The sequence below is a fragment of the Neptuniibacter sp. QD29_5 genome (assembly GCF_047778125.1).
Taxonomy (GTDB): domain Bacteria; phylum Pseudomonadota; class Gammaproteobacteria; order Pseudomonadales; family Balneatricaceae; genus Neptuniibacter.
In genome coordinates, this window is record NZ_CP180556.1 from 2,404,661 (window position 1) to 2,430,359 (window position 25,699).

Genomic DNA, 25,699 nt, shown 5'->3' on the forward strand with positions numbered 1-25,699 from the left:
CCCGTTTATAGATCATTCCAGTGTAAGTAATAACTCACTTATAACCCGTTTTAATTTCTGACACTGGTCTGCATTTTGGGCATCAACTAACCCACTGCGCAGCAAACAGTTTTTGCTATCACTCTGCGCTTTATCGCCTGATAAATCACAGTTGAATTCTTCATCCAGAACAAGGCGGATCAGTATGCCCTGCTCGGCTAAAAATTGGTAAATATGCTTCGCTTTTTGTGTATCCAATTTAGCCGTTAAAAACAGGCCATCAAACGATAAAAGCTCTGCATCTATTTTTCTAAACTCTAATTTGGTCAACAAGGGCTGCCAAAGCTCTAAGGCTGCTTGCGCATTCTGGCTAATTTGCTGCCTAGCCTCAGCCTGCCATTTGGCATCGTTTAGCGCAGCTATGGCAACAGCTTGGGCCGGACCATTTACCGCCCAAGGGCCTAGTTCCGTTTGTAACTGTTGCAGTATCTGTTGATTAGCAAAGGCAAAACCCAAACGAATACCGGCTAAGCCAAAGAACTTACCGAATGACCTCAGTACTAGGATATTACCTAGCTGCTCAAACCGATCATAATCACTTAAAACACTCTGTTCAGGGCTTAGATCAATAAAGGCTTCATCCACAATAAGATAGGCGCCCTGCTGCATCTGCTCTGCCCAGTGATAGATCTGCTCTGGGCTAAATTTAAGTCCTGTTGGATTGTTCGGATTGATCAGTAACAGGTGCATTGCAGAACCTGAATTTAGCTGCTGTAGAATACGTTTTTCAGCAGCTTCCTGATCAGTTGCAGGATAATAATTAAGCTCTCGCTCCTGCTGTTGCCAACTATAGCGATGTTCTTGGTAACCACAATCGGGTAGCAGGATCGGCAGTTCCGGTAGCACTGATGGCAACAACTCAATGATCTGTTGGGTGCCATTAGCCGCTACGCCTTCAGCGCCATAGTAGCTTTTAACCGCCTCTTTAAATTCTGCTGATTGATAAGGCAGCTGCTGAAACCAGTGTTCGCTTATCTCAGGTACAGAGTAAGGCACAGGGTTAATCCCTGTGGATAGATCCAACCACTCCTCGACCGGAATACCGTATTGCGCAGATGCAGAGATCAGATCGCCACCGTGAATCAGATCACTCAAGAGCTCACCCCTGAGGTAATCGCCACCGCTAATGCCAGTGTTACATAAAGGCCGATACCCCACAGCATCAGTACACGGTTTACCAAACCACAGGCATCCTCAATACTCTTTGCCGAAGGTTGATCACCTTCGACAGGGCCGAGTGGTGGACGCTGCTGTACTTCACCATGATAGATCGCGGCACCACCTAGTGAGACATTAATCGCTCCAGCACCTGCGGCCATCACAGGGCCAGCATTTGGGCTCTTCCATGTCGGTGCTTGCTGCTTCCAGCTATCCAATGCGATCTTGGTTTCGCCGACCAGTGCATAACTTAGGGCAGTTAGGCGTGCAGGGATAAAATTCAGCAGATCATCGATACGCGCCGCACACCAACCAAAATGTAGGAAACGTTCGTTTTTGTAACCCCACATGGCATCCAATGTATTACTCAAGCGATAGAGCACCACCCCAGGAATACCTAAAAGGCAGAACCAGAAGATTGCAGCAAAAATCGCATCGGCTCCGTTCTCTAGCACCGATTCAGTTGCAGCAGAGGCTACGGCTTTTTCATCTAGCTCAGAGGTATCGCGGCTAACTATCATCCCTACAGCGGTTCGAGCTCTATCCAGATCTCCTTGATTAAGCGGTTTAGCAATGGCTAAAGCATGACTGAGTAAGCTCTGCCAACCGATCGCTAAGTACAGCACTACTCCGCCCACTACCGCAGAAAAAACCGCCGAACCTGACAACAACAGATCAATAATTAGCGCGACGCAAGATAACGGTATAACAGCCAATAACCAAGCAATAATACCGGAACGCTTCTGTCTGTTTGTGGCCGCAGTCCCCTGATTTAATCTCTTCTCTATCGCTATGGCGAAATTGCCAAAGCCCACCAGCGGATGGAATCGCTTAGGCTCTTTGAGGAAGTAATCTAACAGCAGCGCGATTAATAAACTTAAAGCAATGCTCATGCAGGTTCCCCAGCCTTTTCATCTAAGCCATCTGCTTCTAACTCAAGCAGGCTAAGTATCTTGTCTAATGGCATAACCGCTTCGACTTCATCTGCTAGACGGTTGATCTGCGCTTCACGGTACGCTGGGTAATCAAAGCTATTCTGCTGATCCAAACCAGCCCAATCGAGCCACGCTTGCAGTAGTTCTGGTTGATCAAAAACACCATGTAGATAAGTGCCAAGCACCTGATCACTTGGATCGCGCACACCGTCGGTGTGGATAACCCCATCAACATCCAACTCAAATAGTGGGTTATCGAGCGCTTCGCCACTGCTAATACCAGCATGGATCTCGTAACCCGTCACCGGTGTATCAGTACCACAAAGCACACCCTTAACATTACGCAGCATTTTATTGCCAGTTAGCGTGGTTTCCATTGGCAGGATGCCCAACGCTTCGCTAGAACCGGCAGTGGACTCGATCTGCTCTGGGTCGTGAATCCACTCCCCTAGCATTTGATAACCACCACAGATACCGATCAGCTTGCCGCCAAAGCGCAGATGACGCTGAACCACTTTGTCCCAGCCGTTCTCCTTTAACCAGTTAAGGTCACCACGGACATTCTTACTGCCCGGCAGAACGATAAGGTCAGCACCCGTAAACTGCTGGGGATCGCGGATAAACTCGCAATCCACCTGCGGATGCATTCGCAGTACATCGAAGTCGGTATGGTTACTCGCGCGAGGATAGATAGGTACAACCACTTTAAGTTGCTGCTCACCGTTGCTCTTTTGCTGCTGATTAACCGCATCTTCCGCTTCGATATGCAGATTCATTACGTAAGGAATCACACACAAAACAGGTACGCCGGTTTGTGCTTCCAGCCAATCCAACCCCGATTGCAGCAGGCTAACATCACCACGGAAACGGTTAATTACAAAACCTTTAACGCGAGCTTTTTCGGAATCAGACAGCAGTTCATAAGTCCCCAACAGATGAGCAAACACACCACCGCGATCGATATCTGCGACAATAATCACCGGGCAATCAACCGCCTCGGCAAAGCCCATATTTGCGATATCATGCTCACGCAGATTGATCTCAGCAGGACTACCCGCCCCTTCAACAATAACGGCGCTGTATTTCTGTTGCAGCTGGGTGTGGCTTTTCACCACTTCGGTGAGCAGCTTTGGTTTAAACGCGTGGTACTCGGTCGCCTTCATATTGCCGATGGCTTTACCGTTAAGAATCACCTGTGCGCCAATATCACTGTTCGGTTTTAACAGCACAGGATTCATCTCTACCGATGCCGGTAGATAACAAGCCTCAGCCTGCACCGCCTGAGCACGACCGATCTCACCGCCCTCAGCAGTTACCGCACTATTAAGCGCCATATTCTGTGGTTTGAACGGCGCAACAGAGACTTTATGCCGAGCAAGAATACGGCACAGAGCAGTAACGACGATGCTTTTACCGGCGTCAGACGTGGTGCCTTGAACCATTAGGGTGTGCGGATTTTTAAAGGTGCTCATTTGAACACCAGTTTTAAGTCACTAGTGGCTAGTGGCGAGAAAAAACCGCAGGCTGGTAAATTTGTTTTATAAAACAACTTAGTCATAAATCGTGTTCAAATGCTCTTAAGTTAAATCTTGCTCAAATCTTCTAGAAACTAGCCACTAAAAACTAGCAACTCGCTTCTTGCTGTTCATCTAGTTCTAGCAGTAGATCTTGGAGTCGCTCAGAATACTCCCCCGGTTCCTGCCATAAGCCACGCTGAGTTGCTTCTAATAACCGTTCTGCCATCTCTTCTAGGGCATGGGGGTTATGTTGCTCTAGGAACTCGCGGTTCTGTTGGTCAAACACCAGTGCATCGCTGACCTTTTCATACTGATAATCAGCGATTAGGTTAGTGGTCGCGTCGTAAGCAAACAAATAATCGACACTGGCGGTCATCTCGAACGCGCCTTTATAACCGTGTTCCTGCATGGCATTGATCCATTTAGGATTGAGCAAGCGGGAACGGATTACACGATTCAGCTCCTCTTTTAGGGTGCGAATCTTCGGCTTTTGCGGATTGGAGTGATCGCTGTGATACACCTGTGGAGCTTCGCCGCGATAGACTTCCACCGCGTTACTCATACCGCCTTGGAACTGGTAGTAATCATCGGAATCAAGCAGGTCGTGTTCGCGGTTATCTTGGTTCTGTACCACTGCTTCCAGTTGCGATAGCTGATGCTGGAACGCCTGCGGTGCAGCCACGCCATCACCTTTCTGATTTCCGTATGCGTAGCCGCCCCAGTTTAGGTAAGCCTCTGCCAGATCGCTTTTTTGTTCCCAGCAGCGCTCATCGATTAAGCCCTGTAAGCCAGCTCCGTATGCACCTGGTTTGCTGCCGAAAACACGGTAACTCGCCTGACGTTGCGCTTCCTCGGATGACATACCTTGCTCTAACAACTCTTGCTCACGCTTGTGGATATTCTGGGCAATGGTGTTGCTATCACCAGGTTCTTCCAACGCTGCAATCGCTTGCACAGCGGAATCGTAAAGCTTCATCACGTTAGGGAAAGCATCGCGGAAGAAGCCAGATACACGCAAAGTAACATCCACTCGCGGTCGCCCTAATAGCTGCGAGCTTAAGACTTCAAAATCTACGACACGGTTAGAGCCCGGTGCCCAGATAGGCCGAACGCCCATCAAGGCAAAGGCTTGTGCGATGTCATCGCCGCCGGTACGCATAGTCGCTGTACCCCAGACCGATAACCCCAGCGTACGCGGATAATCACCATGCTCTTGTAGATGACGTTCGATCAGCGCTTGTGCAGAACGTTCGCCAATCGCCCATGCTGCGGGAGAAGGGATAGAACGGTTATCCACCGAGTAGAAATTTCGACCTGTGGGCAAAGTATCTAAACGGCCTCGAGTCGGTGCGCCACTTGGGCCAGGATTAACAAACTCACCGCCTAAACCTGCGATTAGCGATTCGATCTCAAGCTCGGCACTTCGCAGTAAGGCTTTGTGGATAGTGGCACGCGCGTAAGCCAGTTGTTTTGCGGTTCTTGGTAGATCACTTAAGGTTTCTATCGAGTTATCTACCAAAACATAGTCTGTTACTAACTTAGCCGCGAATAGCTCCAGACGTTCACGAGTATCCGCCTCGCTACGCCAATCATCTTCGGTAAGTTCAGCAAGTTGCGCTGGCTTTTCACCTAGCCAGTTTTTGCTGCCTGCTTCTAGCGGGTCGAAAAAATCGTTATCTACTTGTAGATGCAGATCCTGTACTAAGTTATGCAGAATGCCCTGACTATCGGGATCATCACCCCGTGGCAAACGTAACAAGGCCATTAAAGTGTCTGCTAGTTTTTCAATTTCAGGTAGTTCACCAAGACGATGTAGACCATGACGGATCTGCGCCTCTTTAATATCACAGAGGTAAGCATCCAGTTCGTTTAGAACGGCATCTTCATCATCGGACGTTTGGCCGAGCTCTTCTAACAGGTGAGTATTCTTAACTTGCTTCAGGATCTCATCACGCAGCCATTGCTGACGCTTATCATCCATCCCCATCGCTTGATAATACTCATCCACCAGCCCTTCCAATACCGCCATTTCACCGTAGGTTTCAGCGCGGGTCATCGGCGGCATAAGATGATCAATAATCACCGCTTGAGTACGGCGCTTCGCCTGCGCACCTTCACCAGGATCATTGACAATAAATGGGTAGAAGTGCGGCATTGGCCCTAAGGCGATATCCGGCCAACACTCTTCAGATAGCGCACTACCCTTACCCGGCAACCACTCTAAGTTACCGTGCTTACCTACATGCACTACCGCATCCACCTGATAGCACTCACGCAACCAGAAATAGAATGCTAGATAGTTATGCGGTGGGATCAGATCAGGATCATGGTAGTTAGCCACCAGATCTATATTAAAACCACGGGCAGGCTGGATACCGATAAAGGTTTCACCTAAGCGAATACCGGAAAGCATCAAACGGCCATCACGGTACTTAATATCCTGCTGTGGCGCACCCCACTGATCGATCACCGCTTGTTGGCAGACCTCAGGCAGCTGAGCAAAACAGCACTGATAATCCTCCAATGACATACTCTGCCAGCACAGCAGGTTGTGTAGCGTATTCGGGTTGTTCGTTACTGCACCTAACAGTTCCTGAATCAGGGCATCGCCATTTTCAGGAATATCCTGCAGTGGATAGCCTGATGCTTCCAACGCTCTTAGAATATTCACAGCAGAAGCTGGAGTATCTAAACCTACACCATTACCGATACGGCCATCTTTGGTTGGGTAGTTCGCCAAAATCAGCGCGATGCGTTTTTCAGGATTGGGCTTGTTTGCTAGCTGAGCGAACCTAAGCGCTAACTGCGCCACAAAGCCTGCGCGTTCTTGATGAAGTTGATAACGTACCACTGAAACTTGGCTGCGCTCATCAAAATGGTCTTCGGTTTTAAAGCTCAACGCACGGGTATGCACCCTGCCATCCATCTCTGGCAGAACCACCTGCATGGCAATATCACGACTGCGTAAACCTTGCGAGTGCGTTAGCCAATCCTCTTCGGTACTACTAGAAAGAACCAACTGCAGAACAGGCACTTTACGCACAAACGGCGAGTAGAACTCACTCGGTTGCGAACACAGATCAGGGCTCGCAACTGTATTAGAGGCAAACCCCGTGCTGTTGATAATTAGGCTGGCACCACTCTGCTCTAGTAGTGCATTCACGAGCGCTAGCGATTCCGCATCTTTAAGCGAGGCAATCGCTATGGGTAATGGCACTAAACCGCTGCTTTCCAGCTGTTCGATCAGTTGATCAAACATGCGGGTATTGCCACTTTGCAGATGGCTACGGTAGAACAACAGCAGCGCGACCGGTTTATCGGTATCGTATTGGCGTTGTTGCCACTCTGGAAAGGTCGCCGCCTGCACAGCGTTTTTTTGTTCGCTTTCGCTAGGGCCTTGAGGCAGATAGATCATGCATTTAGGCAGCGGTCTTGGCTCATGCCATAGACGCTCTCCATGCAGATATTGATCGGTTAAGCAGTTCAGCAATTGTAGACTGTTATCCACACCACCTTCACGCAGGTAGCGCCAGACCCGCATCGCTTCGCTATCGGTTACCGAACTGGCGGAGAACAACTCCGGATCGGGGGTATCATCCCCGGGCACGATAATAAGTGTACGGCTGCTATCAGCTTGCGCCCATGCTTGTAGGCGTTCGAAGCCATACTGCCAGTAACTCGCACCACCTAAGAGTGACAGAACAACCACTTTAGATTGCTCCAGCACTTTGTGCTCATACAAATCATAAGCAGCAGGTTTTAGCAGCTGCATCCAGTTGGCTAGACGGACCGACGGCTGATATACACCTTCCCCTTCAATCTGCTCATCAGCAAAAAGGCACGCAGCATCGGACAGCGCGGCAAGCGAGCTATCGGCTGCAGAGAGAATAATCATATCGGCCGGTGTCTGGTTTAAGTCGATGATGCCTTCATCATCGACAAACCCGCCCGGTTGCGCTGCTAATAGGTGCATAAAATCAGTCGTTAGTTGCTAGAAGCTAGAATTAAACTAGGGCTTCTTCAAGCGCGACTTTGATGGTTGCTTCGTCGATGCCTTTGCCGATAAATACCAACTGAGTTTTAGGCTCATCGCTGCCCCATGGACGATCGAAATACACATCCAGACGCTTACCTACCGCCTGCATTACCTGACGCATCGGCTTACCCGGAAGTGCGGCAAAGCCTTTAGCACGGAAGATATTAAAGTCGCTTAGCAGACCTTTAAGAATACCTTGCAGCTTGTCGCTATCTACTTCGCCGATAGAGATCACAAAAGAATCAAAGTGATCGTGGGCATGGTCGTGATCATGACCGTGATCGTGGTGATGATCGTGGTGGTTGTGTACTGCTTCGATACGCTCTTCTGTCGCGCAATCTAGACCCATCAACATCTCTAGATCCGCTTCACCATTGCTGATGTAAGAGGTCTTAACTTCAGCAGGCACTTTGGCATTTACAACCGCTTCTACCTGAGTGCGCTGCTCTTCTGCGAGTAGATCGTTTTTGCTCACTACAACCAGATCCGCAGCACTTAGTTGATCTTCCAGAAGCTCTTTCAAGCTTGGATCGTGATCTAGGCTCTCATCCGCTAAACGCTGTTCTTGAACTTTAGCTTCGTCATTAGCGAAACGACCCGCTGCAACCGCAGGGCCATCAATCACTGTGATTACCGCATCAACGGTGCAGTACTCTTTAATGCCCGGCCAGTTGAATGCCTGAACCAGTGGCTTAGGTAACGCAAGACCGCTGGTTTCAATCAGAATATGGTCGATATCGTCACGACGCTCAACCAACTGCTGCATCACCGGCAGGAACTCTTCTTCTACGGTGCAGCAGATACAGCCGTTTGCCAGTTCGTAAAAGCCGTTCTGGTCTTCAGCCGTTACCGCAGACTCATCTTCACAATCAAGCGGACAGCTACGTAGCAAGTCAGAGTCGATATCCAGCTCACCAAACTCATTTACAATCACGGCGATACGTTTGCCTGCCGCTTGCTTCAAAACGCTAGATAGCAGTGTTGTTTTACCGCTACCCAAAAAACCTGTTACTACCGTGGTTGGAATCTTATTCAGTTGCATAACTTTTACTCTGTTGTCTCTTTTACAAGTTTTGCTTTGTGTTCTTTCTTGCGGAATACGTGAGCCTGATCCTTGTCGTACAGATAAGAATCGGCAAACTCATCGGTATCCAATACATGACCGACCAGAATCAAAGACGTGCGGGTAAAGCCCTTTTCGCGAACTTTAGCGACAATATCACCCAAAGTTCCGGTCACTTTATCCTGATCAGGCCAAGAGCTGCGATAGCAAACAGCTACAGGGCAATCTACGCCATAGTGTGGGATCAGCTCTTCAACAATCTTATGGATACGGGTTACACCCAGATGGATCGCCAAGGTTGCTCCGCTTTGTGCCAGTTGAGGTAGACGCTCACGTTCAGGGAACGGAGTCTTGCCTTCATAACGGGTCATAATGATCGTTTGAGATACACCAGATAGTGTTAGCTCTTTCTTCAAGTAAGCCGCAGAAGCAGCCACTGCACTAACACCCGGAATCACTTCATAATCGATCCCTTCGGCTTCTAGGCGGCGGATCTGTTCACCGATAGCGCCATAAAGCGATGGATCACCACACTGCAGACGGGCAACGTCCTTACCCTCGTTATGCGCCTGTACGATATGATTGGTAATCTGATCCAGATCGATGGTAGCGGTATCGATGATCTTCTCCGCCTTACCTTCAACCGCTTCCAGTACTTCTCGTGGAATCAGAGAACCGGCATAAAGCACCACTGGGCACTCTTGTAGTACACGATGCCCTTTCAGGGTCATTAGCTCAGGATCACCGGGACCTGCGCCGATAAAGTAGACTGTCATAACTTCTCTGTATTCTGCCGGTTAACGCATAATCTGCGCTTTTAAAATTAGATTCCTGCCTTCGCAGGAATGACGACGAGGGTCTCTATAAACCTCGTCTTTCCAGCGAAGGCTGGGATCCATATTCGCAGGTTTACAACTTCTTCGAGTAACCGCGCGGCGTATACACCCACTCTTTACTGCCGTTTACGATATGGCGAGATTCGCTGTTACCTACGCTTACTAGTGTGAACATATCCACATCTTTAGCATCCAATTCACCTAGGGTAATAATGCGGATCGACTCATCTTCACGAGTTAACTGACGGCCTAGTAACACTGGCGTTTCCGCTGGGCGATACTGCAACAAGATGTCGCGGGCATGATTCAGCTGCCAATCGCGCTTTTTGGATACAGGGTTGTAGAAAGAGATTACAAAGTCACCCGTGCCCGCACTGTGGATACGTTTCTCGATCGTTTCCCAAGGGGTTAACAGATCCGAAAGCGAGACCGTACAGAAGTCATGACCCAACATTGCTCCAACACGGCTGGCACCCGCCTGCATTGCAGAGATGCCTGGGATCACTTCGATATCTACATCTAGCCATTCAGGATGATCTTCTTTGCCCTGTAGCTGTTGATCCAGTAACTCAAACACCAATGTCGCCATGGCATAGATACCGATATCGCCGCTGGAGATTAGCGCAGTCGTTTTACCGCTTGCCGCCAGATCTAAAGCTAAACGCGCGCGACCGATCTCTTCGCCTAAAGGCAGATCATGGTGCTGTTTGTTATCACAAACATCGCCCAACAGATCTAGATAAAGACCGTACGCTACTAGATCGGAGCTTGCTTTGATCGCTTCCAAAGCTTTTGGCGCAACAAGCTGTTTATCACCCGGGCCTGTGCCCACTACAAATAGTTTTGACATTAAATTCTCTTAATTAATTCTCGGCGCTAGAAGCGCCTCCTACACCGGAGTAGCTTCTAGCAATGGCACAGGTAGCTTTCTTTGTTTTCTGTTTATTCAAGACCAACTCAGGTTGTTGCCCGGTCTGCTGCTTGGTACTCAACAAGGCTGCTGATTCAGCTACGCCATAAACACCTACTGTGTTGAACACATACTCAGATCGAGTACTCAGCAGCGGCTCCATCTCAGATAACTGGTTTTTATCCCAAATCTGATAAGGCTTATCGAGCTTTTCAGCCAACTCAATTAAGCCAACCTCGTCTGCTTTGATATCGATGCTGCTGATAGAACTCACTTGATCTAAATTCAAGCTCGACTGTTCCAGACATTCCATTAGCAACCGTTCTAATTCATCCACAGGGCAACCACGTTCACAGCCCATGCCGACGCTATAAACTGGATTTAGGTAGCCGTTAGCGGTGGTAATCACCGGTTGTGCATTTAGGTGCTTAGAAACTTCTAAAGCCCAGTTATTAGCGCCTCCTTCGTGACCTGATAACAGCGGGATTACAAACTGCCCCTGCTCATCGATCACCAGTACGGGCGGGTCTTGATATTTATCCTGTAGCACCGGCGCTAAACTGCGCATAACAATGCCAGTGGCACAGATAAAGATCAGTCGATCACCATTTTTAAAAAAGCTCTGAACTTGCTCCGCAAAAGGTTGCGGTTTATAAGCCACTTCCGCTTCAATCAACGATTGCAGGCGCTCAGCGAGGCTTTTTCCGGCCTCTGTAAGCGCGATGATCTTGGTTTGACGAGAAGCCATTAGCGGCTATTCCTCTCACTACGAGTAATCACAAATAATGAAAAGTAAGGGCCCGCTTCCGCTTCCAGCTCACTGATATCGTTCACGATACGTTGATTATCACGGCCGATATATTCCAAATACTGGGCATCTTCAGTGCGTCCGCTCTCGGTCAGCAATTTAAGTAAACGAGGGCGCGCCTGACCCGCTTTCATAATCACCAGCGAATCATTCTGCTTAAGCGCTGCAAGAATCTGCTCATCAGTATGGCGACCACTCACTACGCAAAACATCTCTTTCAGCATGGTCAGCGGGTGAACCAGAGTGGCTGCGGCGGCATTTACCGAGGTAATGCCCGGTACAACTTCGCAGGTGAAACGATCTTGTAAGCGTTCCAAGAGATAACTGAATGAGCCAAAGAACAGTGGATCACCTTCACAGAGGAAGATCACATCTAAGCCCTGCTCTAGCTGTTCAGCAATGGCCGCCGCACCTTGATCATAAGCTTCATTCGCTTTGTTGCGATCCGTCGACATCGGCATATAGATAGGGATACCAGATTGCGCTGTTGTCGCTGAATAGATGGCATCGGACGCGATATTCTTCGCTTGTGATTCGCCTTTATCATTCACCAGATAGCTGATCACATCAGCGCTCTGGATCAAACGCCATGCTTTCACTGTTAATAATTCAGGATCACCTGGGCCAACGCCAACACCGATAAATCGGCCTTTTACCAGATTCATACAACATCTCCGGTTTTAACAAACTTAAACAAATTAACCGGTAAGTTCGGTCGATACATCAACTGACCAGCTAAGGTTTCGCCACGACTGACAGCCACTTGAGTGGTTTCCAATTGGCTATCTTCAGCTAACGAGCGCTCTTGCCAGAACTGCATCAGTAGCTGTTTTGTATTTTCAGTTACCGCACTGGCTACCAGTACACCACCGGCAGGCAACAACGCCCAGACTTGGGCTAGCAACTGTGGCAGTTCGCCATCACTACCACCAATAAATACTTTGTTTGGCGAAGCTAGCCCTTCCAATGCTTCAGGCGCGCGTCCTTCAATAATTTTAAGATTGCTGACCACACCAAAACGCTGGCGGTTCGTTTCTAAGCAGCTTAAGCGATCTGGGTGATGCTCGATCGCATTCACGGTCGCTAGCGGCTGCCAATAAGCAAGCTCAACCGCTACGCCACCACAACCAGCCCCTATATCCCAAACCTGATCATCACGGCTTAATTGCATCAACGAGAGAATCGTAAGTCTGACCTCGCGTTTACTGATCATCCCTTTACCCGGTTTGTCCGCATCAGTAATAAAGTGCTGATCAGGAATACCCGGAAACTCTGGTAGGTAACCTTGGTTTGAACCCGGTTCGATAAGTGTCAGATGCAGTGGATCAAACTCATGATCTGCTTCCAGTAACTCCGATGCAGAGAAACTGCTAATCTGCTCTTCTGGATAACCTAAGGTTTCCAAAACAGTCAGCTGCGCTTGTGGAAAACCGGACTCGACACAATGTTGAGCAAGCACCTGAGGATAACTTTTACTGTCCGTCAGGATCAGCAACGGCTGGTTCTGGCGTAAACGCGTTTTCAGCTTTTCTATCGGGCGACCGTGCAGGCTTAATACCTCTAGATCCTGCAGGGCCAGACCCAAACGGTGGCAGGCCATCTGCAAGCTCGAAACCGCAGGATAGAATCTCAAATCTGACTGGGAAAAATAGCGGCTAAACCAGCGACCGATGCCATAAAACAGTGGGTCACCGGAGGCTAGGATCATCACTGATTTGTCTTCAGCAATAACGCTCTCAACCAGTGTTTTAAGTTCTGCTAGTTTTGGCAGTACCGCGGTAGCTTTATCTGATGGCATCAACTCTTTGATGGTCGCCAACTGACGCTCAGAACCGATCACAAGATCAACCTGCGCTAAAGCCTGCTGCGCATCCGAAGACAGCTCAGCCAGATGAGAAACACCCAAACCAACTACGTGGATCATTAGTAATACTCCCCACGATTACAGCGCAGAAGCGCATTACAGCTCGCGGCTGATACTGCACTACCACCCTGACGACCAAGCAGTGTTATACACTCAATACCCAGCTGTTCGTGAACTTCCCACAATGCTTGTTTGGACTCAGCAGCACCGACAAAACCTACCGGCATACCGATAATCAACGCCGGTTTATCTGCACCCTTTTCGATCATCTCTAACAAACGAAACAACGCCGTAGGCGCATTACCAATCACCACGACACTACCGGCTAAGGAATCACGCCATAGTTCTACCGCCGCCATAGAACGGGTCTCACCCGTTTGTTTTGCCAGTTCTGCAGTACGTGGGTCATTGAGGTAACAGCTAGGTAAACGCTCGATCATACGTTTAGTGATTCCCTGACGTACCATCTCGACATCACAGAGAATTTCGCACTCTTGAGACAACGCAGTCATACCTGCTTCACAAGCGTTTTTACTGAAGCGCACCTGTTCAGCCAGCTCAGGCATACCTAAGCTGTGCACAATACGCATCACAACCTGCTGCTGTTCACGATCGAAGTGGCTTAGCTCAGTTAGCTCGCGAATCTGTCGAAAGCTATCTTTCTCTATTGCCTGTGGATTAATTTCGTACTCAAACGCCACGCTGTTTACCTAAACTCTTTTGATAGTGTTCTAACGGCTTCTACACAGCCATCTATATCTCGGAATATCTGATCCGCTTCAGGTAGCTCTGGGCGCTCTAACATAAACACATCTACGCCCAACTCTCTGGCAGCACTCAACTTCGCCTCTGTTGCTGCGCCACCACTGTTTTTACTGATCAACAGATCAATCTTATGTTTTGCTAACAGCGCCTTTTCATCCTGATGATTAAACGGCCCTATCGCTTTTAACCACTGCATGCTTTGCGGTAATTCAGCTTGCGCAGGAGCCGCTGTGCGGAACACCTGCGTCTGACCATTACGTTGTGAATAAACGCCAAACTGATCGATCACCGCTTGGGATAACTGACCCACAGTTAAAAGCACTGACTTATAGTTTTCTGCTGCAGTAACTAGTGATTGCATATCTGCAAAGCTACGCCACTTATCGCCCTGCTGCGCTTGCCAAGCTTCGCGGTGGAAACGCCAACAAGGGATGCCAAGCTGTTTAGCAGCATTCACCGCAGTAGTGCTCATCGTTTCCGCAAAGGGATGGGTCACATCTAGAAGAAGATCGATCTGCTCCTCTTTTAGATATGTTGCCAAGCCACCGTATTGGCTAAAACCTCCAGAGATCACTTCGCAAGGTAGCTGCGGAATTCTCACTAAGCCGGCTACGCTATAGATCACGCGGTTATCACGTAATAGTCCCTGCTTATCTAGGCCTTTAACCACTTTGCGCGCATCTGAGGTGCCCCCGAGAATCAGGATATTCACTGCTGTTCTCCATTCAGATCGCCAGCTTTACCTTGAGCATGCCCAACAAAGTTGCCTTTTCGATCCGTGGCCCACACTTCGATCTCTACTTTAGGTTGAGTTTTATGCACAACTTCTTCTGCAACCAGCAACGCCTGTGTACAAACCGCTTGTGCCAGATCGATCTCGGCGTCCTGACACAGTTTCAGTACTTCCATACTGGTATTCGCATTGTGAATCTTTTCCAACAACGGCGCATTACCACCCAACTTCTCAGCCAACATCGCCATATGTTGAAAATCGATGCTAGAACTACGGCTATTCAAATCCATATGACCGTTAGCCAGTTTGGTCATCTTGCCAAAGCCGCCACAAATACTGAGCTTCTCTACTGGCTCTTTGCGCAGATGCTTAAGCAAAGCGCCAACAAAGTCGCCCATCTCAATCAGGGCCATATCATCCAAGTTGTAGTGCGCTTTGATCGCAGCTTCACTGGTACTGCCGGTCGTTGCTGCCAAGTGTTTAGTTCCGTTGGCTTTGGCAACATCCACCCCTTGGCGAATCGATGCGATATACGCGGCACAAGAGTATGGGCGAACAATGCCGGTTGTCCCTAAAATCGATAAACCGCCAATAATCCCTAAGCGTGGATTCATAGTTTTCAGGGCAATCTGTTCGCCCTTTTCCACACCCACAGCAACCTCAAAACCACCTTCGTAGCCATAAACATCAGCGGCTTTTTGTAGATGTTCGGTCATCATCTTGCGAGGTACTGGATTGATCGCAGGCTCACCCACGTCGAGTACTAAACCTTCACGAGTCACTGTGCCCACGCCTGCTGCGGGTTTAAATGCCACACCCGATTCTTCGGTCAGTCGAAGCTCAACAAAGACCGTTGCACCATGGGTGACATCAGGATCATCACCGGCATCTTTAATGGTTGCGGTACGAATACCCTGCTCATCTTCTAGCGGTTGATAAGCGATGATCGCTAGCTCTACCAACTGCCCCCGAGGTAGCAAGACCTCAACGTTTTCCGGCTGTTTGCCTGCCAACAAGGCCTGTGAAGCAGCCACACAACACGCAGTCGCACAGCAACCGGTGGTTAAACCACTGCGCAACTCTGGCTGTTGATTTTCGCTACTCTCAGGCCACATAGTTAATTCCTTCGCTGCAGCCCTCAAAAAGATACCGCAGGATTTAGTTTCCTCTAACCTTCCAAATTACCGCTAAAGATCGCGGCGATCGCTTCTGGATTGGAAGCAAAGAACAAATGTAGATAACTCGCGGTCAGTCGTTTCTCTCGGTAGATCGCTTCACCCGGTGCTGGATGACGCTGGCGACGGCCATGTCCTACCGGTTCCGGTGTATCAGAACTACGAGAACGGTGATGAGCATGCGCTTGAACCTCACCTTCAGGTAGCATCGCCGTTTGCATCCCTTGGCAACCGCGTTTACCACGCATAGCACCGTGGCCTTTTAAAATCCCAGCCATCGGACGGCAGTTATCTTCTAGATCGGTAAGGTCTTCAAGGCAGTATAGAAAGCCACCACACTCAGCCAAAATTGGTTTACCCGCTGAGTGGAACTCACGGATCTGCGCCTGCATAGTTTGGTTGTCAGATAACGCCTGTGCATGCAGTTCTGGATAACCACCTGGTAACCATAAGCTATCCGCTTCTGGTAGTTCCGAATCATGTAGTGGTGAGAAGAACTTAAGCTCTGCACCCATCTGTTGCAGTAAACGCAAATTAGCATCGTAGATAAAACTGAACGCTTCATCTTTAGCTATCGCTATGCACTTACCTTCCAGCAGCGGTTCAACCTCGGGTAACTCTGCACTAAAAAACTCTACCGGCTCAGGCAAGTTAGTAATCTGATTAATGGTTTCTAGTGGGCCTTTTATCCACTCGGCACCTAGACCAAAAAGCTGTTCTAACTCGTCATAGACTTCTGCGGCCTGTACTAAGCCTAAATGACGCTCCGGTAAGGCAACCTCTGGATCACGCGCCAATGTAGCTAGCAGAGGTAAAGATTCAGGAAGTGCATCACGAATCAATTGAGCATGGCGCTCGGTGCCACAGTTATTGGCAATTAAACCGGCAACCGAAATATCAGAACGATAGTTAGCTAAGCCCGTCGCAATCGCTGCAGCAGTCTGTGCCATCCCTTTTACATTCATAACGATCGCAACAGGGATATTAAAACGCGCGGCTAAGTCTGCACTGGAAGGTTCGCCATCAAACATGCCCATAGCGCCTTCAACCAAAATCAGATCGGCCGTTTTTGCTGCTTCATAGAGCTTTTGCTGGCAGTAGTTTTCACCGGCCATCCATAGATCTAACTGCTCGACATCCTGACCACTCGCCTGCGCTAAGATCTGCGGATCGAGATAATCAGGGCCGGTTTTAAATACACGAACCACTTTACCCTGATCATGGAAATAACGTGCCAGTGCTGCTGTGATGGTGGTTTTACCTTCACCCGAGCTTGGTGCTGTTAGAAACAGCGCGGGGCAAAGTACAGATTGCTGTTCGGCCATTAGAATTCGATCCCAGCCTGAGCTTTAACACCAAGACGGAATGCATGACGCTCATCGCGAATACTGCTGATCGTATCAGCGATCTCTTCTAGACCTTCTGGCATTACACGACCGGTAATCATAACGTTCTGATTCTTTGGGCGATTCTGCAAGGCTTCGATAACCGGCTCTAACGGCAGGTATTTATATTTGAACATATAGCTCAGCTCATCAAATACCAGCATTTCATAGCTATCATCTTTAAGGTATTTCTCGGCTAGCGCCCAGGCTTTTTTGGCCGCCTCAATATCTTGAGTTTTATCCTGCGTTTCCCAGGTAAAGCCATGGCCCATGACATTCCAGTCGATCAGCTCATGATCACGGAACAGCTTATATTCACCGGTCTCAGTACGACCTTTTACAAACTGGATAACCGCCGCTTTTTTTCCATGGCCCACACAACGTGCCATAGTGCCAAACGCAGAACTACTCTTACCTTTGCCGTTACCTTTCAGCAGGATAAGTACACCGCGCTCTTCAGTGGCTTGGGCAATACGCTTATCGATCACCTCTTTCTTTTTCGCCATGCGTTCCTGATGCGTTTTCATATCGGGTTCTTATGCTCCAGATAAAGATAGGTAAGTTGCATTTAATTCATTAGCGAAACGACGGCCTTTGCCGCGTTTCACTTGGCTGAGTTCGGTATCGATCCAGATCAAATCGCCACCTAAATCAATGCCATTTAAAGAGCTACTGCTGCGACCATCGCTTAATACATAGATAGCGACATCAAGCTCGGGCTGTTGTTTGCGCAGCTGCTGTAGATAAGTTCGCGCTTCAACAAAAGCTTCGCGCATAGGTGTGCCACCACCAGCACCGAGTTGATCTAACCAATTACGCAGCTCTTTTGGTGCTCTAATCCTAGAAAGCAGGTTTTTAACCTCAGTATTGCCAAATCCAAACAGAGCGATCTGTTCACGATTCAGATACGCTTGCTCAGAGATCTGCAGCACAGCTGCTTTTGCATAAGCAAACCCCTGCGCTTGTAGCGTAGAAGCTGAAGTATCTAACAAGACCAGATGTAAACGATCTGAACTCTTACCCTGTTTCTTAAACTGCAGCGCCTTGGGTGGCCAGTTAGGCAGGCTGCTCATTAGAGTCTTAAACCAGTCTGGGCGACTACTCAATTCTGATACTTTTTTATCGCCCTGCTTTTCGCGATTCTGTGTCATCAGATCGGGAAGCTCTAGTGCAGTGTTCTCAGCCGTCTTCTGTTGTTGCGGCTGCATAGCACCCCACTCACCTTCAGCAGATTGCTGACGATGACTATCATCTGGACGCTTAAAGCCTTGTTGTTCTTGCTTTGGCGGGGTTGGCGGTTGCTGCGGAGGGTTCTGCTCAGGCGTAACCTTACGGCGATGCGCTAAAACTAATTCTTCCACTGCATCGATATTCTGTTTTGTAACTTCCTCTTGCTGATTAAGCGCCGCATGGGTTAGCGCCGCGCGGTACCACACAATATCTGCGCGCAAACCATCAACCTGCGCTAGAGCACATCGCTCAGCAATATCTAAACGTAGTTCATCAGAACAGGTAACAGCTTGTAGTTTTTCACGAGCCGCTAAAATCTGATCAACCAGTTCAGTTTGCTGATCTGCATATTCGGCAATAAAGGCTTCAGGGTTGCGATCAAACTGCTCTCTGCGTTTTACAATCTCGACCCGCTCAAGGGGCGCATACTGGTTACTTAGGTTTACAGAAAAACCAAAGCGATCATGCAACTGTGGGCGCAACTCCCCCTCATCTGGGTTCATTGTGCCAACCAATAGAAACTCTGAGCGGTGGCTATGGCTTATACCATCACGCTCTACGCAGTTAACGCCAGAGGTAGATACATCTAACAATAGATCAACGAGGTTATCGGGTAGCAGATTTACTTCATCGACATAGAGCACTCCACCGTGGGCTTTACTCAGTAGACCAGGGCTGAACTGCATCTTCTTATCGTTCAGAACCTGCTCTAGATCCAGCGTACCCAACAGCATCTCTTCGCTAGCACCTAACGGTAGCGTCACGAACTCAGCCGCGACTAGATCATCCCCTTCCGCTTGAAGGTGATCGGGCAAAAGATCCGCCATACCACGCGCAAGTGTAGATTTTGCACTACCACGCGGACCACTAATCACCACCCCACCAATAGCTGGATTGATCGCTGAAAGTATCAAAGCAAGCTTGAACTGTGCCTGCCCGCATACTGCTGTAAATGGAAAATGAGGCTTACTCATTCTGCTACCTTTAAGTTCCAGACTTCGCTGGAATGACTAAATATGTTCTAAAGCTCATCGTACGCTGAGTATAGATGTTCGAGTACAAGGCAAATTTTTTCGAAAGAGCGGAGTTTACTGTTGTAAATGAGCATCTTGAGAAAAAATTTAACGCCGTAATCGGGCATCTAGGCCAGCGTACTATTGTTTTGGCCAATGTGCGTGATGTTCGTCGATAACAAATCTATGTTTATGCTTCTGCTTCGGATGATAATGGGGATGCACATGTGGTTCCGGCCCCTCCCATCCTTCGTGTTCGTGCTGATGATGTTCATCGTGTACATGGGGATGCAGATGGTCCATCTCTGGATGCTCATGCCATAGATCATGCTGATCATCTTTCTTCCACACTATCATCGCGGCAGCCAACGCTAGCGCTGCCAATAAAGCTAAACCAAGGAAAGCACCGTCCATGCCCAAGCGGCTACCGAGCCATCCAGCAAGCAGATAACCTAACAACCACATGCCGTGAGTCAGGGCGAAATTCGCTGAGAAGTAATCATTACGATCACTCTCTTGGCAGGAGTTTCTGACTACCCGCCCTGTAGGAATAAGGATCAAACTTGTACCAATACCAATCACAAACCAGATTGGAAATAATCCCCAATACCCTAGACCAATTAAACCTGCTAAAAGAGCAATAATTAACAATCCAGCACCAATAAACATCACCGGGCGGTCATGAACACTCTCAAGCAGTTTAGGCAAGATAAACGCCGCTATCATTGAGCCTACGCCTGCTGATAGCATCAGCAAAGGCACCTGCTCTTCGGATAAACCCAACACCGCACGCACATAAACAACTGTGTTTACGATGATCATCGCACCAGCAGCGGAAAGCGCTAGATTGAGCAACAACACCGCCTGTAAGCGTGGCGTTTTAAGATAACTACGCACCCCAAAGCTAACCTTTTTCCAAACCCCACCGCTACGATCACTCACTGTATTTGCTGGAACAACCGCGAGTAGAAGAAACAACGCTGCGATAACAAAACCAACTGCATTCAACTCGAACAACAAGGCATAGCTAGTAAACAACAGTAAGAAAGCCGCTAATGCAGGACTTAATAAGCTTTCCATCTCCATCGCTAACCGCGATAAAGATAGCGCTCGGGTATATTCTTTTTCATCGGGCAGTACATCAGGCAATAACGCCTGATAGACCGGGGTGTAACCTGCGGCCATCGCATTTAGCAGAAACATCAACAGAAACAGCTGCCAGGCTTCCTGACAGAACGGCATTAAGGCCACCAGCGCTGCTCGACCAATATTCAGCCCAGCCAACCATCTCTTTCGTGGTAGCTGACTGGCATAACCACCCACAACAGGCGCCACACAAAGATAAGCGACCATTTTAATTGCTAGGGCTACACCTAATACCCAGCCAGCATCACTGGGGTTTAGATCAAACGCCAACAGTGCCAAAGCAACCGTAGTCAGCCCTGTACCCACCAGCGAGACTAATTGGCCAAGAAAAAGCCAACGAAACGCAGTATTACTAAGGGGCTGAAAAATTTCCATTAAGCACTTTCCAGCTGTGGTTCAGCAACCGTGACAGCGTTAAGTTTTGCATCTTTTAATCGAACTTCACGCGTTGCCAGTTGGGCAATAAAATCTGAATCATGGGAGATGATGATCATTGCTTGCGGTAAACCTAGCAAGGTGTCGATTAACCTCTGGCGTGCCTCGGTATCTAAGGCATTACTCGGTTCATCCAGCAACAGCACTTCAGGATCCATCGCTAATACCGAAGCCAAAGTAATCATGCGTTTTTCACCGCCAGACAGCTGGTGAGTAATACGCTCTTCAAAACCTTCCATACCTAATGACGCTAAAGTATCGCTGGCTATCTTTAGTGCTTCTTCACGGCTTTTGCCAAGGTTGAGTGGCCCGAACGCCACATCTTCCAGAACCGTTGGGCAGAACAATTGATCATCCGGATCTTGGAATAGGAAGCCCGCGCGCGCGCGCACATCGATGAATTGCTTTTCTTCGCTACGCGTTTCACCAAACGCCCAGATCTCTCCGGCTTTAGCTTTCTTTAAGCCCACCAATAAATGCAACAAGGTTGTTTTACCCGCACCATTTGGGCCAGTTAATGCGACCCTTTCGCCTGCATTAAGAGTAAAATCTACGTTATCTAAAACCACTCCACGACGTGGATAGCGATAACTTAAACCGGTTACTTTAATTAGTGCGTTTTGTTCACTCATAAGAAATTCAATCCGGTCAAAATGCAAAGAAAAGGCACAAACACCGCTAAGAAGCGGTAATCTTCACTGCCTAAGCGCATATCATCAAACAGGTAAAACTGGCCTTTGTAACCACGACACTTCATCGCATCCATAATCCGCTCAGAGCGTTCTAATGAATGCACTAACAACATGCCAATTAGGTAACCAATCGAACGCCATGTATGCATATCGGTACGAAGCACAAAGGCACGTGCCTGCATGGCTCTACGCATCCTTTTGTACTCTTGCCCGATCACTTCAAGATAGCGCACCGTGAACAACATAAGGTGTACAAGTTTATCGGGAACCCTTAGATGCGCTAACGCATGTCCTAGTGTGGTAGCACTGATCGTTCCGACTAAAGCAAGCAACGCCAATACCACGGCATGTGCTTTCAAAAGGATCATGAGGGCGTGAAAAAAACCCTCTTTACTCGCCGATAAACCAAACAAGGTAAACCAGGTTTCGCCTGGGGTAGTGAAAGGCAGCAGGATGATCAAAAAGATCATAAACATATCCATCGCGATCACACGACGAAGGGTACGTTTAACATTTAACTGAGCTAGCACCGCCAACATAAAACCGGCGATAACGGCTGTAGTTAAAACAAAAAAGTTGTGTGAAAGCACTGTCGCAAACGCAAACAGCGTCACTAAGATAACGCGCATGCGCGGGTCGAGGCGATCAATCAACGATTGATCGTGCTTAACCTTCTGCCCCTTCCATGAGGTGCCGCTATGCTCAAGAAACTGAGGCATGTTCCTTTTCCTGCTGTTTCTCTTTCTGACGTTGGCGCCACCAGATACCTAAGCCGCAAAGTCCAAAGATATAGCCGATACCGCCAATCACATCTTGTAGACCTGCCTTCTCTTTATAGGCTGCCAATTCCTGACGTAGAGGTTTGACCTGTTTTGCTACCGCTTTTTCGATCATCGCCTGCAGCGCTACTTGATCACCATTGAACTGTGGAGTTTCACCACTATTGCCCGAAGCGCTCATTGCGACATTACCGCCGGGTAAGCTATCTGGCAGTTCATCAGCCGGCAGGGAAATTTCAAGCACATGACCTGCGCTCAGATTGGCAAAGAAATGGTGATCAATTCGCTGCTGAGCCGTAAATACAAACAAGCCATCAGCATCGGTTACGATTTTACCCAATTCATTACCAGCCGCATCAGATACGATAATTTTTGTACCTTCGGCAGCCATATCACCATTAGAAAAACCAACTTCGCCCTCAATCGTGTTACCAATAGCGTAAACACCACCGACAACATTATGGGCATGTGCCCCAACTGAAATTAAGCTCAATAGTAATATGCATGGCGCTAATAACTTAGCCATAAGCGCGTTCCTCATCGAGACCAAAGAATTCAGGCTTTACCTTACGAATCAGTAACACAGCTGCCGCAGTGACAAAGCCCTCTACAATCATGACCGGAATATGCGCAACAAAGGTCGCTTTAGCTGCGAGCAAGAAAGCCTCGCCCGAAAGCATTAACGAAAATGCCACCATGATAGTGGTTATCACAATCGAACCTGCGCCACCGATAGCTCCCCAAGTGGCAGCAACTTTAGGCGATGGCGAACCAATTCCATGCCGGCAGAGGTAATACACCAGCACCGCAGGTAACGCGATATTGACCGCGTTCACCCCTAAGACGAGGAATCCGCCAAAGCCAAAGAACACGGCCTGTAGAAACAGGGCAACTAAAAGCGCAGGGAAAGCGGCCCAGCCTAACGCTAAGCCGATCAATCCGTTTAGGATAAGATGCACACTGGAAAAACCAATAGGCAGGTGGATATAAGAAGCGATAAAAAAAGCGGCCGAAAGCACACCTACTTGAGGAAGATGATCATAATCCATCTTCTTCAAACCTAAGGCTACCCCAGCTACTGTCAAAGCAGCACCCGTTGCTAACACCGAACCCGACAAAGCGCCATCTACAATGTGCATCTTGGTGTACCTAAATTATTTAACTGAGTGAGCCTGAACCCAGATTACAGCATCTTGGGAAAGTTCTTTACCTTTATGCTCTTTGTCAGAACCTACACCCAATGCACAAAAGCCCCACTGACCCGCTTTAGGGATACCAAACACAAAAGTCCCATTCGCATCTGCAAAGATTGTTTGTGTGATAAACGCATCAACTGGAACTTCCATATTAGCCTCTTTAGCGAAAGTGTTAGCTTTCATATCAGGCTCATAGTTCACGTATTCCACTTCAATCTCGGCGAATGGAACTGGCTTGCCTTCACTTTTAACAACGCCGGTAAACGTACCGCCTTCATAGATTGCGTAAGGCTTAGTCAAAGGAACAATCTCAGCCTTCAAACCAAAATCTTCATTCCAATCTGTCGGCAAGCTACCTACGTTAACAATGGATTTGGTGATTTGCTGAATATAGATATCTTCAGATTCTTCAAAATAAGGTGCCATTTGATGAACAAACACGTAGTCACCTAGACCGCGTAGTTTCACATCAGCTTCGAAAGAGGTACCGGTATTATCAGCGCTGGTCCATTGAGATGATTTAACAGAATCTAGTAACTCTGTTTTCTTACCTTTTTTGATTACATAGAACTGTTCAGGCGCTTCAACCTGCATCACATGACCACTTTCCGCAGGGTGGGTAAATGGCATTTTCAGGTTGATCTGACCACCACGCTCACGCAGTAATTCTGGCGTATAAACCATTTGGAAGTGAGCTGATGCAATAGAAGAATAGAGCGCAGCGCCTGCTGCAACTGAAAACGCTAATTTTTTAAGCACAAAAAAATCTCCAACATGAAATATTGTCGGAGTTGGGAGGATAAGTATGTTTAGACAAACCAAACAATTACTCGGTGAAGCCCTCCGCAACACCACGGTAAACAACTATTAGGCTGGTATCCGGACTCATCAGCGAAGGGCTTTACCTTCAATCAACTTACCTTCCCATATCCAAGATACAGTGGCATCAAAGTTGATATAACCAATTTACCGTTGCGGGGGCAGTGTTGGGATCGCTATTGAATCCTGGCTCATAAGCTCACCAACTTCCCGGGCTATCAAAATTGCTACCCGTGACCTCATTTGGGCATCAATTTCAGCCTGTACATATGTACGACCTAATAAGCGCACAACTCTACCCGCCATACCCCTTATTTGCAATTGAGTTCTATTCCAGTGGTCATGAATAACGTAAATATTTAAATCCCAACTAAACTAGGGTTTAAGCACCTTCTTTTCGGAACTAATAATAAGAACGCCAAGCATTAAAGAGGGCTCCAGAATATGTGTGCGCTTAGATCCTCCGTCCTTATTGCTGTAACAGCCCTACTAACCGGCTTATCCATACATACACAAGCCGACTGGTACGCCAGTTTTTCTACCGAGTACCAACCAGAAGCCCAAAGAGGTCACTATGCCTACAAACCCTTCCTGCAATATAAAGAAGGCAATTTTGGTACTTATCTTGAGTACATATATGTTCCAAGGAATGGGTTGGATAATGGGAAGAATTTAACCTGGCAAGTGGAATATAAATGGAAACTGAGCGAAAACAGCTCGTTAAAGCTCGTACACGAATTTGATCGAACGATAGATACCAACACAGAAAGCGCAGAACTGACGCCAAAGTTTTACACCTCGTTTGATAATGGCTTAAAGGCTGGGTTTGAACTAGAGATCGATTACTACCTTGATGGTGATTTCGAAATTCGTGAAATAGAGATTGAGCCAACTATCAAATGGAGCCAAAGCCTAGGCGAAGGCAAACTCAACCTCGAGCTTGAAGCACCAACAATGCGTCTATATAGCAATGATGATTCGGTTAAAGACTTTGAATTCGAAGAGGTGCTCCCCATTATCGGTTACGATCACCCTCTTTCTAAAAATTTAACCTTACATACCCTGCTAGAACTTCCCTACGACCTTCAGGAAGATGATTTCGACACTATAATCACAATTGGGCTTGGAGTTACCTTCTAGCCCTATTTGCCTTTATAATCCGTCC

General features: G+C 48.1%; 23 protein-coding genes and 1 riboswitch. Of the genes, 1 reads left to right on the forward strand and 22 read right to left on the reverse strand.

Features of this window, described 5'->3' with window-relative positions:
• Positions 1-12: 12 nt before the first annotated feature.
• The 22 genes from ACMXYR_RS11400 to ACMXYR_RS11505 all read right to left on the reverse strand — a co-directional run bounded on the left by ACMXYR_RS11400 (position 13) and on the right by ACMXYR_RS11505 (position 24,474).
• Positions 13-1,134 (reverse strand): threonine-phosphate decarboxylase, encoded by a 1,122-nt coding sequence (locus ACMXYR_RS11400; protein ID WP_415901677.1) that lies wholly within the window; start codon positions 1,132-1,134, stop codon positions 13-15.
• Complete coding sequence (gene cbiB / locus ACMXYR_RS11405; protein ID WP_415901678.1) at positions 1,131-2,090, reverse strand: adenosylcobinamide-phosphate synthase CbiB; 960 nt, start codon at positions 2,088-2,090, stop codon at positions 1,131-1,133. Before cbiB ends, ACMXYR_RS11400 begins: the two co-directional genes overlap by 4 nt.
• Complete coding sequence (locus ACMXYR_RS11410) at positions 2,087-3,604, reverse strand: cobyric acid synthase (RefSeq protein WP_415901679.1); 1,518 nt, start codon at positions 3,602-3,604, stop codon at positions 2,087-2,089. The genes cbiB and ACMXYR_RS11410 overlap by 4 nt, the downstream gene beginning before the upstream one ends.
• 151 nt (positions 3,605-3,755) lie before the next feature.
• Positions 3,756-7,622 carry a cobaltochelatase subunit CobN gene (cobN, locus tag ACMXYR_RS11415; RefSeq protein ID WP_415901680.1) on the reverse strand — a complete coding sequence of 1,289 codons (3,867 nt, stop codon included), beginning with the start codon at positions 7,620-7,622 and terminating at the stop codon, positions 3,756-3,758.
• 31 nt (positions 7,623-7,653) lie between these two features.
• Entirely contained in the window at positions 7,654-8,727 is a 1,074-nt protein-coding gene (gene cobW, locus ACMXYR_RS11420; RefSeq protein ID WP_415901681.1) for a cobalamin biosynthesis protein CobW, read from the reverse strand.
• A gap of 5 nt (positions 8,728-8,732) precedes the next feature.
• Entirely contained in the window at positions 8,733-9,524 is a 792-nt protein-coding gene (gene cobM, locus ACMXYR_RS11425; protein ID WP_415901682.1) for a precorrin-4 C(11)-methyltransferase, read from the reverse strand.
• 133 nt (positions 9,525-9,657) lie between these two features.
• Complete coding sequence (cobJ, locus tag ACMXYR_RS11430; RefSeq protein WP_415901683.1) at positions 9,658-10,434, reverse strand: precorrin-3B C(17)-methyltransferase; 777 nt, start codon at positions 10,432-10,434, stop codon at positions 9,658-9,660.
• Between the two features lie 13 nt (positions 10,435-10,447).
• Positions 10,448-11,242, reverse strand: a complete 795-nt coding sequence (locus ACMXYR_RS11435; RefSeq protein ID WP_415901684.1) for a cobalt-precorrin 5A hydrolase — start codon at positions 11,240-11,242, stop codon at positions 10,448-10,450.
• Positions 11,242-11,967, reverse strand: a complete 726-nt coding sequence (cobI, locus tag ACMXYR_RS11440) for a precorrin-2 C(20)-methyltransferase (protein WP_415901685.1) — start codon at positions 11,965-11,967, stop codon at positions 11,242-11,244. Before cobI ends, ACMXYR_RS11435 begins: the two co-directional genes overlap by 1 nt.
• Positions 11,964-13,226 (reverse strand): precorrin-6y C5,15-methyltransferase (decarboxylating) subunit CbiE, encoded by a 1,263-nt coding sequence (cbiE, locus tag ACMXYR_RS11445; RefSeq protein ID WP_415901686.1) that lies wholly within the window; start codon positions 13,224-13,226, stop codon positions 11,964-11,966. Before cbiE ends, cobI begins: the two co-directional genes overlap by 4 nt.
• A complete protein-coding gene (locus ACMXYR_RS11450) occupies positions 13,226-13,867 on the reverse strand; it encodes a precorrin-8X methylmutase (protein WP_415901687.1) in 642 nt (213 codons plus the stop codon). The genes cbiE and ACMXYR_RS11450 overlap by 1 nt, the downstream gene beginning before the upstream one ends.
• 5 nt (positions 13,868-13,872) lie before the next feature.
• Complete coding sequence (gene cobK, locus ACMXYR_RS11455; protein WP_415901688.1) at positions 13,873-14,643, reverse strand: precorrin-6A reductase; 771 nt, start codon at positions 14,641-14,643, stop codon at positions 13,873-13,875.
• Positions 14,640-15,779 (reverse strand): cobalt-precorrin-5B (C(1))-methyltransferase, encoded by a 1,140-nt coding sequence (locus ACMXYR_RS11460; RefSeq protein WP_415901689.1) that lies wholly within the window; start codon positions 15,777-15,779, stop codon positions 14,640-14,642. The genes cobK and ACMXYR_RS11460 overlap by 4 nt, the downstream gene beginning before the upstream one ends.
• A 53-nt stretch (positions 15,780-15,832) precedes the next feature.
• Entirely contained in the window at positions 15,833-17,164 is a 1,332-nt protein-coding gene (locus tag ACMXYR_RS11465; protein ID WP_415901690.1) for a cobyrinate a,c-diamide synthase, read from the reverse strand.
• On the reverse strand, positions 17,164-17,751 hold the full coding sequence (cobO, locus tag ACMXYR_RS11470; protein ID WP_415901691.1) for a cob(I)yrinic acid a,c-diamide adenosyltransferase: 588 nt from the start codon (positions 17,749-17,751) through the stop codon (positions 17,164-17,166). The genes ACMXYR_RS11465 and cobO overlap by 1 nt, the downstream gene beginning before the upstream one ends.
• Before the next feature lie 9 nt (positions 17,752-17,760).
• A complete protein-coding gene (locus ACMXYR_RS11475; protein WP_415901692.1) occupies positions 17,761-19,428 on the reverse strand; it encodes an ATP-binding protein in 1,668 nt (555 codons plus the stop codon).
• 180 nt (positions 19,429-19,608) lie between these two features.
• Positions 19,609-20,988, reverse strand: coding sequence for an MFS transporter (locus ACMXYR_RS11480; protein WP_415901693.1), 1,380 nt, complete (start codon positions 20,986-20,988; stop codon positions 19,609-19,611).
• A complete protein-coding gene (locus ACMXYR_RS11485; RefSeq protein ID WP_415901694.1) occupies positions 20,988-21,680 on the reverse strand; it encodes an energy-coupling factor ABC transporter ATP-binding protein in 693 nt (230 codons plus the stop codon). Before ACMXYR_RS11485 ends, ACMXYR_RS11480 begins: the two co-directional genes overlap by 1 nt.
• Entirely contained in the window at positions 21,677-22,459 is a 783-nt protein-coding gene (gene cbiQ / locus ACMXYR_RS11490) for a cobalt ECF transporter T component CbiQ (protein WP_415885345.1), read from the reverse strand. The genes ACMXYR_RS11485 and cbiQ overlap by 4 nt, the downstream gene beginning before the upstream one ends.
• Positions 22,443-23,045 carry a hypothetical protein gene (locus tag ACMXYR_RS11495; protein ID WP_415901695.1) on the reverse strand — a complete coding sequence of 201 codons (603 nt, stop codon included), beginning with the start codon at positions 23,043-23,045 and terminating at the stop codon, positions 22,443-22,445. Before ACMXYR_RS11495 ends, cbiQ begins: the two co-directional genes overlap by 17 nt.
• Positions 23,038-23,658 (reverse strand): cobalt transporter CbiM, encoded by a 621-nt coding sequence (gene cbiM / locus ACMXYR_RS11500; protein WP_415901696.1) that lies wholly within the window; start codon positions 23,656-23,658, stop codon positions 23,038-23,040. Before cbiM ends, ACMXYR_RS11495 begins: the two co-directional genes overlap by 8 nt.
• 15 nt (positions 23,659-23,673) lie before the next feature.
• On the reverse strand, positions 23,674-24,474 hold the full coding sequence (locus ACMXYR_RS11505) for a DUF4198 domain-containing protein (RefSeq protein ID WP_415901697.1): 801 nt from the start codon (positions 24,472-24,474) through the stop codon (positions 23,674-23,676).
• A gap of 93 nt (positions 24,475-24,567) precedes the next feature.
• Positions 24,568-24,791, reverse strand: a riboswitch (cobalamin riboswitch).
• Between the two features lie 187 nt (positions 24,792-24,978).
• On the opposite strand from ACMXYR_RS11505, the gene ACMXYR_RS11510 reads away from it, so the two are divergent.
• On the forward strand, positions 24,979-25,674 hold the full coding sequence (locus ACMXYR_RS11510) for a hypothetical protein (RefSeq protein WP_415901698.1): 696 nt from the start codon (positions 24,979-24,981) through the stop codon (positions 25,672-25,674).
• Positions 25,675-25,699: the final 25 nt, after the last annotated feature.

Bases quoted from the DNA above. Each gene is read 5' to 3' on its own strand.
- ACMXYR_RS11495 (WP_415901695.1), bottom strand. From the start codon at position 23,045: ATGGCTAAGTTATTAGCGCCATGCATATTACTATTGAGCTTAATTTCA.
- cobN (WP_415901680.1), bottom strand. From the start codon at position 7,622: ATGCACCTATTAGCAGCGCAACCGGGCGGGTTTGTCGATGATGAAGGC.
- ACMXYR_RS11435 (WP_415901684.1), bottom strand. From the start codon at position 11,242: ATGGCTTCTCGTCAAACCAAGATCATCGCGCTTACAGAGGCCGGAAAA.
- ACMXYR_RS11485 (WP_415901694.1), bottom strand. From the start codon at position 21,680: ATGAGTGAACAAAACGCACTAATTAAAGTAACCGGTTTAAGTTATCGC.
- ACMXYR_RS11475 (WP_415901692.1), bottom strand. From the start codon at position 19,428: ATGAGTAAGCCTCATTTTCCATTTACAGCAGTATGCGGGCAGGCACAG.
- cobO (WP_415901691.1), bottom strand. From the start codon at position 17,751: ATGAAAACGCATCAGGAACGCATGGCGAAAAAGAAAGAGGTGATCGAT.
- ACMXYR_RS11460 (WP_415901689.1), bottom strand. From the start codon at position 15,779: ATGTGGCCTGAGAGTAGCGAAAATCAACAGCCAGAGTTGCGCAGTGGT.
- cbiE (WP_415901686.1), bottom strand. From the start codon at position 13,226: ATGATCCACGTAGTTGGTTTGGGTGTTTCTCATCTGGCTGAGCTGTCT.
- cobM (WP_415901682.1), bottom strand. From the start codon at position 9,524: ATGACAGTCTACTTTATCGGCGCAGGTCCCGGTGATCCTGAGCTAATG.
- cbiB (WP_415901678.1), bottom strand. From the start codon at position 2,090: ATGAGCATTGCTTTAAGTTTATTAATCGCGCTGCTGTTAGATTACTTC.
- cbiM (WP_415901696.1), bottom strand. From the start codon at position 23,658: ATGCACATTGTAGATGGCGCTTTGTCGGGTTCGGTGTTAGCAACGGGT.
- ACMXYR_RS11410 (WP_415901679.1), bottom strand. From the start codon at position 3,604: ATGAGCACCTTTAAAAATCCGCACACCCTAATGGTTCAAGGCACCACG.
- cobJ (WP_415901683.1), bottom strand. From the start codon at position 10,434: ATGTCAAAACTATTTGTAGTGGGCACAGGCCCGGGTGATAAACAGCTT.
- cbiQ (WP_415885345.1), bottom strand. From the start codon at position 22,459: ATGCCTCAGTTTCTTGAGCATAGCGGCACCTCATGGAAGGGGCAGAAG.
- ACMXYR_RS11510 (WP_415901698.1), top strand. From the start codon at position 24,979: ATGTGTGCGCTTAGATCCTCCGTCCTTATTGCTGTAACAGCCCTACTA.
- cobW (WP_415901681.1), bottom strand. From the start codon at position 8,727: ATGCAACTGAATAAGATTCCAACCACGGTAGTAACAGGTTTTTTGGGT.
- ACMXYR_RS11465 (WP_415901690.1), bottom strand. From the start codon at position 17,164: ATGGCCGAACAGCAATCTGTACTTTGCCCCGCGCTGTTTCTAACAGCA.
- ACMXYR_RS11480 (WP_415901693.1), bottom strand. From the start codon at position 20,988: ATGGAAATTTTTCAGCCCCTTAGTAATACTGCGTTTCGTTGGCTTTTT.
- cobI (WP_415901685.1), bottom strand. From the start codon at position 11,967: ATGAATCTGGTAAAAGGCCGATTTATCGGTGTTGGCGTTGGCCCAGGT.